The organism is Robiginitalea marina, assembly GCF_024006985.1.
In the GTDB taxonomy this organism is placed as follows: domain Bacteria; phylum Bacteroidota; class Bacteroidia; order Flavobacteriales; family Flavobacteriaceae; genus Robiginitalea; species Robiginitalea marina.
Genome location: NZ_JAMXIB010000001.1, coordinates 65263 through 77628, shown reverse-complemented (window position 1 = coordinate 77628; position 12366 = coordinate 65263). Strand labels below are relative to the sequence as shown.

Sequence of the window (12366 nt, the reverse complement as noted above, 5' to 3'; positions counted from 1 at the left end):
ATTCCTCCCCCTGGTTTTCCCTGAAAACCGGTGTGGTCGCCGAATGGCAAACCCCGATCCCTACACGGGACGTTATCCCTTCAGGATCTTGCGGGGGGAGGTGATGCCGGCTTTCAGCTTTTCCGCAACCTTCAGGGCCCGTTCAATGCGTTTGTCAGTCGATTTCACCTGGGCCACCAGGTACATCAGGCTGCGTTGGTTCCCTGCCGACAACGCATGAAAGCGCTGGTCGGCTTCAGGGTCAGACCGAAGTACTTCCCTGAGTTCCTCGGGCATTTCGAATTGATATTCCGAAACATCTTCCGAAAAAACGGCCGACACCCTCGAGCCTTCTTTTATCCTTAACTTCTTGCAGTGGGTGGTGCCGATGTTTACAAAGTATCCGCCTTCTTTTTTGGGCATAAGGGCACAGTGGAATGAAACCTGGCCATTCAGGGTGCACAGGGCCCTGTTGTTCCCATTTTTCGTTAGGGCGACTGCGGTCGTTTCATCGACCCGGATGAAGTGCATGCCGCTATCGAATTTCTCGACTACATATTCCGTTGGCATAACCTGACTCCAAATTCACTTTTTCGCTTTTCATTGAGCGGTTTGAAAACGCTTCCGGTAACAGCGTCTGACCGCAACCCCCGCCTGCCCCTTATTTGAGCTCCATCTTCAACGCGCCTTCCCAACTCTCATACACCCCATCATTCATATACTGCTGGGAATTCTGGAAATAAATTCGTGAGGCAAGGTCGTCGGGGTTCACAGAAAGCACTTCATTAAACCGGGCCATGGCTTCTGAAAAGTCCTTTTTGAAGTACAACTCCAGCCCGGCTTCAAACCCCCTTTTGGTAAAGGTCTTCAGCTCCCTGACCGCTTCGGGCAGGCCGTCCATGATTTCATATATTTTCAGGGCATCCTGCTTTCCCTTCACCGTTACCTTGCCCAGGAAGCGATACTCAAATTGCGACAGGTCGGTGATTTGCATCAGGGCCGGCTCGCTTACAATGATCTGTGCCCCGAAAAACTTTGTTAACCCTTCAAGGCGCGAGGCGGTATTTACGGTATCGGAGATGACACTGGGCGTAAGCCGCCGGTCCGTGCCCATCATGCCGAGGATTAAAGGGCCGGTGTGGATCCCGATACCGGTTTGGATGGGGGCCTTGAGCTCGAATCCACCAAGGGTGCGGACCTCCGACATCCCGACCTGTATCTGGACCGCCGCCTGTACCGCATTTACCGGGTTTTTCGTAAAGAGGGCCAGCACCCCATCCCCCAGGTACTGGTTTACCAACCCCCCTTTGGAGTGGATAAAATCGACCACATGACCCAGGTAATCATTGATAAAGGCAAAGTTGGTCTTCGGGGACATAGACTCCGACAGGGACGTAAAGGATCGGATATCGGAGAAAAACACCGTCATTTCCCGCTGCACACTGTCGCCGAGTTCCACATCCAGGATGGATTTCTTGTTCAGGTAAGACAGGTATTCATCCGGCACAAAACGGCTGAAGGAGGTATTGGTGTTGATCAGGTCCTCGGTGAGGTTCTCGACGTTCTGGAAGGAATTCGTGAATTTCACGGCCAAAAGCAGGGATTGGCTGAAGATAAAGAGGAAAAAACCGGCCCCTGCCAGATAGACGCTCTGGATAAGCCTGGCATCAATGGCCAGGTCATGACCCACCGTGAGCATAAAGCACACAATACCGGCCAGGATCAGCTGGGCCCCCTCTTTCTTCCTGATGACCGCACGATAAATCCCTCTCAGGATCAGCAGAATGACCACGCCGCTGACGATCCAAAAGCCAAACATGAGCGCGCTGTAAACCGGGGAAGGAAAAACCAGGGTCACCGCGATCCCCAACCCGCAAAGGACCAGGAGGGATTTGCTAACGACCCGGGGGAAGTCATTTTCGAACAATTCCCGTAGGAAGAGCCAGAGCAGGGCCACACTGGCAAAAATCGAGATGTGGATGAGTTTCAGCCCGATTTCGTAGGAGGCACCAGGCCACAGGGTATAGAAAAAAACAACCCCGGTGAACAGGTTTTTGACGGACAAAAAGAAACAGAGCAGGCCAAAATACAGGTTGGACCGTATTCCCGGGCGCATGAAAAACAGGGCAATGTGGTAAATGCTCATCAAGAACAACCCGCCGATGGTAAACAGGTCAAAGGCGAGTTGCCGGTCGTAGTGCTTCTGCACCATCTCCCGCGTACCCATACGAAGGCTTTGCCAGACCCCCCCCATCGAATAGGCAAAATTGGCCACCTGCAGGGTGACCTTGAGCGTATCGCCCTGGGGCGTGAAGGGGATGATCTGCGTGCGCGCACTGGGGGTATATTCCCCCGGGGAACGCCCCACAGTGCCATCGGAGGCCACAAGCTGGTCTTGCAGATAGAGGGCGTATGAGGAATGGATGAAGGGGATATAAAGGGCCATGCTGCCATCCTTCCCACCGGGTTGCATGGCGACCTCCAGCTGGTAAGTGCCATACCCGTGGGCAGGCAGCTCATCATCCCCATAGGTGAAGCCATTCCAGATGCGGGGCAACGTCATGACTTCTGCCTGGCCTGTGGGAAAGGATTCCGGGCTGTGGAGGGCATTCCAGGCAAATTTCCATTCCCCGTCCAGGGGCACGGCTTCGTTTTGAAGCTTCTGTCCCGACAGGGAAAGCTGACCGGCCACGGCATAAAGGCCGCCGGGAAATTTGTGGACGGATTTCCACACCATAAAAATCGCCACGCCGATCAGGGCGACCATGAAGATCCTCAGCAGGCGGCGGTTGGAGATTTGGGGGTCCCGGGTCATTCTTTCACCTGTAATTCAAGGAGTAAATTTTCGCCCAACATTTCATTGTCGCGCAGGGGCAGGCGTCCTTTAATAGAAAAATCCTTGGGCCAGTAATAGTCGGGCGGATGCTGGGTGGAGAGCAACCCCATCTTCTGGTAGGTGTAGGCGATCAGTTCTGAACAGAAGAAGGTCGGTTGCCGGACTTCCCGGTTGAAGATCCTTCCGATGATCCCCTTGATAAAAAACCATTTGTCTGTCGGGAAGGTGTCGGGATAGGCGTGCTGGATGGCCCCTTTAAGGGGTCGGAAATTTACATCCTGCAAGGGACGCGACAACTGCCTGAAGACAAACCTGAAAAACATGCCCCGCTCCACCTCCTGGTTGATGCGGGTTTCCAGATCCACCAGGGTAGGGCCCGCCTTGGGCCGGTGTAATTCCTGGTCTTCGGTAATGGCGTAGGGCGTGGATTCCCAGAGCATGATCGGCGCCATGGATGGAGGCCCACCCAGGTCTTTGCTGAGAACCACCATAGCCATATGGTTATAGGGGCTGCCGGTAAGTGCATCGATAACCTCCTGGAACTGGCTGTCTCCGTGGAACAGAACGATGTCCCCGGTCTTCAGCAGGGGCGCGAGTTCCTCATAAGTAACATTTTTTCCTGTAATGCTCATTGTCTATTCTTTTGTAGGGGTTGAACCGGAGGTGTTCCAGGCGGCCCTGGAAAGTGACCACACAAAGTCGGATTGCTTCATTTTCTGACCATCCTTCAGCCTGAACAGTGTGCTGTCAGGGGTCCCGACATAGCCCTTACCGCCGAACATGACCCCGTCGACCGTAAAGGGGGGCTGGGGAAGGAAGTCGATACGGTGCATTTGGATGGTATCGTTTTGGGTGTACGTTGGGCCAATGGTGGCCAGGGAATGGCAGGTAATGCAGGAAGAGGATAACTGAAAGCCCCGTTCCACATTGGAATTAGCCAGGAGGGAAGGCCGCTGGTCCTCATCCAGGTAGTCGGTCTGGGTTCCCCTCAACAGGAAATATTCCCACTTGGTTCCCTCAAGCCCAATGTTTACGGGTGCGCGCTCGCAGTCATAAGGGGGGTCGTAACAGGCAAACCGGTCTTTGGAAGGCAGCAGCCAGCCATCATCGCCCTCGTGTTTCTGGCTCCGGCTGTCTACATGCTCAAAGGTGGCCCAGAGCCATTTTTTGAGTACCCGGCTGGTGATGTGGATGGCCACCAGCCCATAGAGCTCCTTTCGGGTACGGCCGCTGTCCATTACGGTGATGTACTGCCAGTGGTAGCGCGCCTTGTCGTAATTCCGGTCGGCAATACGACGCCATTTCACTTTGATTTCCAGGGCTTCCCTTGGGAATGCCATGGCCTCATCCGAATTGTACAATTCCAGCTGGCCATTGAGGTTGTAGAGTTCCTTTGCCACCACATATTCAAACGCCGGTTTGTTCATGGCCACTTCTTCGAGGCCGTAGGTTGGGTCCTGGGTAATGTCGGGCAGTTTTTCCTTGATGGAAAAGGGGGAAAAATCCTCCAACGTGCGGGCCTCAAAGTTTTGTTCATTCCAGGCCCCGGGCTTGCTGCCGTCGGGAAGGTAGATCTGTGGCGCCGTTTTCCAGGTCTGCCACACGACCAGGCCCGGATCGCCCAGGTGTTTTGTGGTGTCAGCAGCGAGCCGAACGGTGTCCGCAGGCCAGTTCACCGCACGGAACAGGTCCCACGCATACCGGTCAGGGTAACGCAGGGCATACAGGGAATCGATCGAATAGTCCCAGGGCTTCAGGACGGGAACTTCAGCATCCTTAACGGACGCAACCCGGGGCGGGTCGCACCCGTAATTCACACTTAAAATCAGGGCGGCGAGGCCGGTAAAAAGGCTCGCCCTTAACACAACAGGGGTTTTCATAATAGTTTTTGGTCGGTTTGGTCGCTTGCGCGGGTTGGCTTCATTTACGGTACAACATTAGGGCTTAAGCAGGAAAGGTGCAATGCCATAGCTTCCTTTCGGAATACCTGTTTACCTCCCTGAACGCCCCGCATGCGGGTGTTTTGAAAATTTGTTGACGGACCAAATCGCCGCGAATATTGCCCTGTCAACCGGAAGGGACCCCGGGACGGTTCAGCCTGAACCCCACGCAGCCCCTTGTGCCATGGGAAGATAGTAAAATAAAGGATGCGGGAGCACGGCCAGTGGGGAATCCTTCAACTCATCCGTCGGCCTTCCGCCCCGATCTCGGACAAAAGGGCCTGGTCAGCTTCCCTGTATATGCCTGCATTCCTTATTTCAGGGGATTCCGGCCGAAAAAGCCTGTTTATTTGATCCGCAAGTCTGGCAAACCAACACTTTCCAGCCATTCACAACAAATTATTGTAATACTTTACATACAATTCTATTTTTACCCGCACCTGTGTTTGCCTACAACTAATGAAGTTTTTCAACGTTTTAGTATTTGTTTTCTTAATCCTTTTTTTAAACCCTTCCAGGGCTCAGGAGACCTTCCAGGACACCTTTGGAACCGTATCCTATTCCAACAATGACGGCACCCAAAACTGGTCCACGGCCTGGGTGGAATCCAATGACGACAATTCGCCATCAAGCGGGTATATACGAATTACAGGAAATGAATTGAGGTTCCAATACCTATGGGCAGAGAACATCGAACGCTCTGCCGATTTAAGTGCATACACGGCCGCAACCCTTACCTTTGATTGGCGTACCTCGAGCCTGGAACCTGGTGAAACCCTGGTCATCGAGGTGTCCGCTGACGGCGTTTCCTATACGACTTTGGATACCTTCGATGGAAATCAAAGTGGTTCCTTTAGTCAGGATATCTCTGCCTACCTATCCGCCGCGACCACCATAAGATTCCAAAAAGGTGGCGGGAACTGGTCGGGCAATAACGACCGGGCGTTTATCGACAATGTGCTGATTAGCGCTACCTCCATACCCCTGTTGGATTCCGATGGGGATGGTATTGGCGATGCGGCGGACCTGGATGACGACAATGACGGGATTACCGATGAAGAAGAATACTGCACCACGGCAAATGCCGCCTTTTTGGTTTCGGCCAATGTAGGGGAACGGTCCGTGGTGGTAAACCATACGGATACCGGGTATTTACGGCTGGACTTCTCGTCCATGGACAACTCATTTCAATTGGAGGTCAATGGCGTTCCCGTTCATCCTTCCATTTTGGAGTTTGAAAGTGGCGCCCTGGAAGTGGGTGAGGAATATTTTGTGTTCCAGTCTGACAACAGTTTTATCAGCTCCCCATGGGTGGCCAATTCCAATGGGTTGCCAAGGCTTCGCCTGATTATCAATGAAACCGGGGCGGTCGGTTTATACGGGACCAGGACCACAGGTTCCACTTCGCTGGAGCCGATGCAGGCCCAGGCTGCAACCGCTTTTAACACCGTAACCTGGATTCCGGGCAATTCGAATACGTTCACCATCATCAATCAGGCGGGACCGGGACCCGAGGGGTTTACGGGAAATTTATTCGCCAGTTCCCTGTGTGACACCGATGGGGATGGCATCAGGAATGAATTGGACCTGGATTCGGACAATGATGGAATCTACGATATTGTGGAGTCGGCGGTGTTGAATGAAAGCGGGGTTTCCGATAGCAATGCCGATGGAAGGATAGATGGGGCCCCCACCGGTTCCGGAAGCAACGGCCTATTCGACATCATTGAGGATAATGACACCCCATATGCAAATCTGCTCTATGCTGTTTTAGACTCGGACTCCGACGGGACAACCGATCCGTACGAACCCGACGCCGATGGTGATGGGTGTAACGATGTTACAGAAGCCGGTTTCACCGATGACAACGATGACGGGTACTTGGGCCCTTTACCGGTAATTATTGATCCCAATGGGTTAGTAACCAGTGGTTCCGACGGGTATACCCTGCCCAACGACAATGATGCCAATACCGTGTTCGATTTTCGGGAATCAGGAGCCGCGCCCGGCATAAGCGTTCAGCCCGGGAATGCGACTACGTGTCCCGGCTGTGTCGCCAGCCTTTCCGTGGCTTCCGTTGGCGATCAGTACCAATGGCAGGTATTCGATAGCGGGAACTGGACAGACCTCACGGATTCAGGCATCTATTCCGGTACAAATTCCAATACCCTGGTGATAACCCATCCAACAGCCAGTGATAACAACAATCAATATCGGGTGGTCATATCGAATACGGGATACGCCTGCGGGTTAACCACTTCAGATACGGCCATATTAACCCTTCGCGTTAACGGGGTTATCTCAAATCGCAGGATTACCTACCGCGTCAATAAGAATTAGACCCATAAGCAGCCAGGGAAATGTTTAATCTGACCCGACCTCTTCCATAAAATGGGCATGCGCTTTTTCCAGTCGTTCCCGGGCGGCTTCTGAAAGCCCGTGACCCAGCTCAAAGTCCTCCCCGCTGATGCCAAGCAGTTGGGTTTGCGGCCTTTGCCCGTACAATTGGTGGCACAACTGCAGCACTGCCTCCGGGTGCAGGGAATGGGTGGTAAAGGAGAATTGCCCCTGTCCCCGTAGCCGTTCACTTGAAAAACCATTCCTGACTGCCTTGTGGGAGGCGTCGACAAACCACACCTGTTTATACCGGGAAATCAGTTCAGCATCCTCTACCTGAAGCTGGTAGCGCCGTACAACCTCAAAGCGTTCGTCTTCCAGGAGCCGGTCTGCAAAGGCCCAGCCGAGACCGTCATCGCCACGGCCCGTATTCCCTATCCCGACCAGGAGAATAGACTTCATGAGGAGGATACCGTTTTCAGCAATTCATTTCCCGGCCCGTACAACTCTACCTGAAGCGGCATTTTGCCAAGGGCCTGGGTGGCACAGCTCAGGCAGGGGTCATAGGCCCTGATAGCTACCTCCACCTGGTTTAGCATACCTTCCGTGATGGTGCCCTGCTCGGAGATTACCTCCCCGGCCACCCGGTTCACGGTACGGTTCATAGCCTCGTTGTTGTGGGTGGTGGAAACAATCAGGTTGCAACGTGTGATCATGCCGTTGTCGTCCACTTCGTAATGGTGGATCAGGGTGCCCCTGGGCGCTTCCAGGATGCCGATACCCTCCTTCCTGGGGGTCCCTTCCCGGACCAGGTTGGTGCCGAGGATTTCCGGGTTGTGCAGGAGGTCCTTGATGAGCTCGGCACAGTGAAGCAGCTCAATCAGGCGTGCCCAGTGGGTATACATGGTATGGTTGTTTACCGATACTCCGCTAAGGGCGAAAAACAAGTGTCGTTCGCGCTCTGCCAGAGGGGTGGGGATCCGGTCGCAGATATTGATCCGCGCCAGTGGCCCCACACGGTTCCATCCCTTCTCAAGCCCCAGGTGTTTCAGGTATGGGAACTTCATATAGGACCAGCGTTCCACGTGCTCCGAAAAATAGTCCTGGTAGGAGTCTGTGGATACGTCCTTCAGGGTGACCCTTCCCTCGGCGTCAATCGCCCGCATCACCCCGTGGTACAATTCCAGGTCCCCTTTTTCGGAAACCATGCCCAGGTGTCCGGAAGGCAGGCTGGCGAAGTGGTCCATAAACGACTGGTGCTTGGCGTGATACTCTTTGATGAAATCGAGGATCTCCAGGGACCAGGCGATCATGGTGTCCACGTCCGGGATGGATTTTCCATCCAGGAAATAGGTTATTTCCTCCAGGGTGAGGGCTTTGTGTACCCCCCCGGGCAGGCAGGTGAGGCCGTGTATCTTCTTACCCGCTATGGCCTGTATCAATTCCTGCCCGAATTTTCGCATCAGGATCCCTTTTCGCGCCAGTTCCTTGTTGTCCATGGCCACGGCCATGACGTTGCGCTTCAATTCGGGGGCATCCACCCCATAGAGCAGGTCGGGGGAGGCCAGGTAAAAGAAATGCAGCGCATGGGACTGGAAGATCTGTGCATAGTGCAGCAGCCTCCTCAGGGCATTGGCCGGCCCCGGCAACGCTTCCGGGTCTATGCCCGCAAGCTGGTCGATGGCCTTGGATGCCGCCAGGTGGTGGCTCACCGGGCAGATGCCGCAAAGCCGCTGAACCAGTACGGGCACTTCCCAGTAGGGGTGTCCCTGGATAAAACGTTCGAAGCCCCTGAATTCAACGATGTGAAAGTAGGTCTTTTCCACCTTGCCGGCATCGTCCAGGTGTATGGTAACCCGGCCGTGTCCTTCCACACGGGTAACCGGGTCTATAATGATTTTTTTGCTCATGGTTCAGGTTCTAATCATATTTGAACTCGTGGTAAAGGACCGAAAACTCCTCTCCCCAGAGGATATTGCGGATCACCTTCCAAAGGTGGCTCGCCGAGGGCGGGCAGCCGGGGATGAGGTAATCGATCTTGACGATCTCGTTGCAGGCATAAACGCGGTTCAATAGTTTGGGCAGGTCCTCGTGATAAGGCACCCGTCCCTCCCCCTCATCGTTGGTCTGGGCATTGATGAATGCCTCCTCCAGGCATTCCCCCAGGGGGATTGTATTCCGCATGGCGGGCAGCCCGCCCCAGATGGCGCATTCCCCAACGGCAACCAGGATGTCGCAATTCTCCCTAAACTCCCTTAGGGTTTCGATGTTCTCGGTATTGCAGCATCCCCCTTCCACAATGCCAAGGTCGCACCGCTGGGTGAACCGCTTGATGTCGGTCAGGGGGGATTTGTGGAATTCGACCAGGTCAACCAGGTCCAGGATTTCCTCATCGATATCCAACAGGGACATGTGGCAGCCAAAACAGCCGGCCAGGGAAACCGTAGCTACCATCTTTTTCTCGCGGGGACTGCGGTCGCCGTTTGCAGACCAGCGGATGCCGTAGTCCTCCTGTTCGGACTGCTGGTCAAAGCTCCTGAGGCCAAAAGGCTTCGCCACGCGTTTTCCCCTGACCACAATGGCCCCGGTAGGGCACAGGTTCATGGCCGCCTCGGCCTGGGCTTCCGTCAGCAGGGCTTCCTGCTCGTGGTCGATCCCCACCAGGGTTTCTATCCCCCGGTTCTGGTACATGAACACCCTTTTGCCCTGGTCCGTGAAGACCTCCTCCACGCACCTGCGACACTTGATGCAACGGTTGTTCTCAAGTACCATGCGGCGGGACTGGTAGTCGGTGTGCCGGTCCCTGAACAGGTGGGGGAACCGCATATGGGTGATCCCGAGTTCATACCCCATGTGCTGCAGGTCGCAATTCCCGCTTTTCACACAGGAGGGGCAGAAGTGGTTACCCTCCGCAAACATCATTTCCACCAGGGCCTTACGGATATCGATAAGTTCCGGGGTGTTCACCTCCACGGCCATGCCTTCCTCCACCCGCTGCATACAGGCCGGTACGTTGCGGCCGTTTACCTTGCAGGTACAGGCCCTGCAGGTACCCAGGGGGGGGTCCAAGTGTTTGAAGTAGCATAGGGAAGGGATAAATACCCCCGCCTCCTTGGCCGCGTCTACCAGGTTCCGGCCTTCCGCCGCCTGATAGGGCTTCCCGTCTATGGTGATCGTAACCCGCTTTTCAGACCTTGTATTTTTCATAGTCACTGATCGCTTCGTCCATGTTAAATTTCAGGTTCATGCCATTTCCCGCACCTTCCAGTTTTTCGCTGAAATAGTCCGAAAATTCATTTATGGCCATAAGGGGGGTGTTATAGGCCGTTTTGCCCAGTCCGCAACGGCTGGTTTCCTTCATGATGTGGCACCACTGGCGCATTTCCTCTACATCCGCCTGGGTGGCCAGGCCATTAGCCATCTTTTGCAGCTTTTTGTGGATGATGTAATTCCCGGCACGGCACGGGGTACATATCCCGCAGGACTCCTTCAGGAAAAACTCGGAGAAATTCAAAAGAATCGTCATAATGTCGCGGTGCCGGTTCAGCACCATAAAGGACCCTCCACATCGGATATCCTGGGTGGACAGGAGGTCGCGCATGGAGATCCTGCGGTGTTTCTGGTTCATGCTGACACACTCCCCGGAGGGTCCGCTCAGCTGAATGTAAGCCGGGTCCTCCGCCCCGGCGTGTCCGAGGAGCTCGGCGATGGTCATCCCCCACTCGATCTCGTAGATGCCCGGTTTCCGCACATCCCCGGAAAGACTGATGAGTTTGGTACCCGGAGAGCCCGGGATACCCCGGTTCAAATAGTTGTTGATCCCCATTTCCATCATCCGGGCCACGGCCGCAAAGGTCTCCACATTGTTGATGATGGTCGGCTTTTGCAGGTAACCCCGTTCCACGGGAAAGTACCACTTGGTGCGGGGTTCGCCCCTTTTGCCTTCCATGGATTCCAGGAGCGCGGTTTCCTCGCCACAAACATAGGAGCCGGCCCCAAGCTGTATGCGGATGTCAAAATCGAAGTCAGGGTTTCCCCGGATGGCGCGTCCCAACAGGCCCTGGTCGTAAAATTGCTGGATGGTGGCCTCCAGTTTCCTGAGCAACCACCGGTATTCCGCCCGCAAGTAGATGATGCCGTATTTCGCGCCAATGGCATAGCCGGCAATGATCATGCCCTCCAGCACGGAGCCCGGTTCCCTGTCCAGCAATACCCGGTCTTTGAAGGTCCCGGGTTCCCCCTCGTCCGCATTGCAGACCACATACTTGGGGGTGGCTTTTTGTTTCCTGCAGCCGTCCCACTTGATCCAGGTCGGGTAAAACGCCCCACCCCTGCCCGAGAGTTCCGAGGTCTTTACAATCTTTATCACTTCCCCGGGACTGAGGACCATGGCCCTGCCGAGGCCTTCCCCGGCCGTATAGGGCCTGAAGAAAATGGTATGGTTGTTCGGGGGCAGGTACCGGATGTGGTCAGCGGGCTGGTCACAGATATCTGCGGCTTCCTTCCCGTCCTTCAGGGCAGCGATTATTTCGCGCACTTTCATCACATTCAGGTTGGTGAAAGGGTGGAAGTCGATGAGGGCAGCGGGTTCCTGGTCGCTAAGGCCAATGCAGGGAGTCTCGAACAGGGCAAATGTATCGGTGCGATCCTTGGTGTTGAACCGTGAGCCGGTTTCCCGCTCCAGGGCCTCCCGGATCCTTTCGTATCCCTTGATTTTGGAAATAATGCTGTTGTTAAGGTAGATGACGTGCCTGGCCGTGGGACGGGTATGGAAGAAATGGTAGAACGAAACCACACCCTGTATTTCGATCAGGGAGATGTCCAGGTCCCTGGACAATGCTTCCATGGTCTGTTCGGTAATGTGGCCGTCGCGCTGCTGCGCTTTCCATAATTCATTCACCAGCTGGTTTCGCCGGGGTTCATGTCGGAAAAAAGTAGTGGAGGGACTGATCATGCCAGGAAAGATCAAGAATTGACATGCAAGTTCCCGAATTCTTCCAGAAAGTCCTATGACCAAAATCATAAATGGTCCTGGAACCGCGGGTCTTATCTCCCCAAAACACCTTTGGCCTTGCAGCTTTTTGCTTTCCCGCGATCCGCTCAAGCGAGCTTCAACCAGGATTACCTTCGGTGATCCTGAAAGCAATCCCGCCTGAAAATGCATAGCCCGCAAGGCCCTGGGGCCTTGCGGCTTTTTGCTTCTTCAAACCCTCGCAAAAGCAAGCTTAAACCAGGATTACCTTCGGTGATCCTGAAGGCAATCCCGCCTGAAAA

General features: G+C 54.6%; 9 protein-coding genes. 1 reads left to right on the top strand and 8 read right to left on the bottom strand.

Features of this window, described 5'->3' with window-relative positions:
* Window positions 1–72: 72 nt before the first annotated feature.
* The 4 genes from NG653_RS00310 to NG653_RS00295 all read right to left on the bottom strand — a co-directional run bounded on the left by NG653_RS00310 (window position 73) and on the right by NG653_RS00295 (window position 4695).
* Entirely contained in the window at window positions 73–549 is a 477-nt protein-coding gene (locus tag NG653_RS00310; protein WP_252739658.1) for a YdeI/OmpD-associated family protein, read from the bottom strand.
* A 91-nt stretch (window positions 550–640) separates the two neighbouring features.
* Window positions 641–2794 (bottom strand): adenylate/guanylate cyclase domain-containing protein, encoded by a 2154-nt coding sequence (locus NG653_RS00305; RefSeq protein WP_252739657.1) that lies wholly within the window; start codon window positions 2792–2794, stop codon window positions 641–643.
* Window positions 2791–3447 carry a hypothetical protein gene (locus tag NG653_RS00300; protein WP_252739656.1) on the bottom strand — a complete coding sequence of 219 codons (657 nt, stop codon included), beginning with the start codon at window positions 3445–3447 and terminating at the stop codon, window positions 2791–2793. Before NG653_RS00300 ends, NG653_RS00305 begins: the two co-directional genes overlap by 4 nt.
* Window positions 3448–3450: 3 nt before the next feature.
* Window positions 3451–4695 carry a hypothetical protein gene (locus NG653_RS00295; RefSeq protein WP_252739655.1) on the bottom strand — a complete coding sequence of 415 codons (1245 nt, stop codon included), beginning with the start codon at window positions 4693–4695 and terminating at the stop codon, window positions 3451–3453.
* A 519-nt stretch (window positions 4696–5214) separates the two neighbouring features.
* On the opposite strand from NG653_RS00295, the gene NG653_RS00290 reads away from it, so the two are divergent.
* A complete protein-coding gene (locus tag NG653_RS00290) occupies window positions 5215–7095 on the top strand; it encodes an immunoglobulin domain-containing protein (RefSeq protein ID WP_252739654.1) in 1881 nt (626 codons plus the stop codon).
* A gap of 24 nt (window positions 7096–7119) precedes the next feature.
* Here the strand turns inward: NG653_RS00290 and NG653_RS00285 are convergent, their stop codons facing one another.
* From NG653_RS00285 to NG653_RS00270, 4 genes are read right to left on the bottom strand one after another with little or no spacing between them, the layout of a single operon-like run.
* Window positions 7120–7554: a hydrogenase maturation protease gene (locus NG653_RS00285; RefSeq protein ID WP_252739653.1), complete on the bottom strand. Its 435-nt coding sequence runs from the start codon at window positions 7552–7554 to the stop codon at window positions 7120–7122.
* Window positions 7551–9002: a Ni/Fe hydrogenase subunit alpha gene (locus tag NG653_RS00280; protein WP_252739652.1), complete on the bottom strand. Its 1452-nt coding sequence runs from the start codon at window positions 9000–9002 to the stop codon at window positions 7551–7553. The genes NG653_RS00285 and NG653_RS00280 overlap by 4 nt, the downstream gene beginning before the upstream one ends.
* 10 nt (window positions 9003–9012) lie before the next feature.
* Entirely contained in the window at window positions 9013–10299 is a 1287-nt protein-coding gene (locus tag NG653_RS00275) for an NADH-quinone oxidoreductase subunit B family protein (RefSeq protein WP_252739651.1), read from the bottom strand.
* Entirely contained in the window at window positions 10280–12046 is a 1767-nt protein-coding gene (locus tag NG653_RS00270) for an NAD(P)H-dependent oxidoreductase subunit E (protein WP_252739650.1), read from the bottom strand. Before NG653_RS00270 ends, NG653_RS00275 begins: the two co-directional genes overlap by 20 nt.
* Window positions 12047–12366 lie beyond the last annotated feature (320 nt).

Bases quoted from the DNA above. Each gene is read 5' to 3' on its own strand.
- NG653_RS00310 (WP_252739658.1), bottom strand. From the start codon at position 549: ATGCCAACGGAATATGTAGTCGAGAAATTCGATAGCGGCATGCACTTC.
- NG653_RS00305 (WP_252739657.1), bottom strand. From the start codon at position 2,794: ATGACCCGGGACCCCCAAATCTCCAACCGCCGCCTGCTGAGGATCTTC.
- NG653_RS00300 (WP_252739656.1), bottom strand. From the start codon at position 3,447: ATGAGCATTACAGGAAAAAATGTTACTTATGAGGAACTCGCGCCCCTG.
- NG653_RS00295 (WP_252739655.1), bottom strand. From the start codon at position 4,695: ATGAAAACCCCTGTTGTGTTAAGGGCGAGCCTTTTTACCGGCCTCGCC.
- NG653_RS00290 (WP_252739654.1), top strand. From the start codon at position 5,215: ATGAAGTTTTTCAACGTTTTAGTATTTGTTTTCTTAATCCTTTTTTTA.
- NG653_RS00285 (WP_252739653.1), bottom strand. From the start codon at position 7,554: ATGAAGTCTATTCTCCTGGTCGGGATAGGGAATACGGGCCGTGGCGAT.
- NG653_RS00280 (WP_252739652.1), bottom strand. From the start codon at position 9,002: ATGAGCAAAAAAATCATTATAGACCCGGTTACCCGTGTGGAAGGACAC.
- NG653_RS00275 (WP_252739651.1), bottom strand. From the start codon at position 10,299: ATGAAAAATACAAGGTCTGAAAAGCGGGTTACGATCACCATAGACGGG.
- NG653_RS00270 (WP_252739650.1), bottom strand. From the start codon at position 12,046: ATGATCAGTCCCTCCACTACTTTTTTCCGACATGAACCCCGGCGAAAC.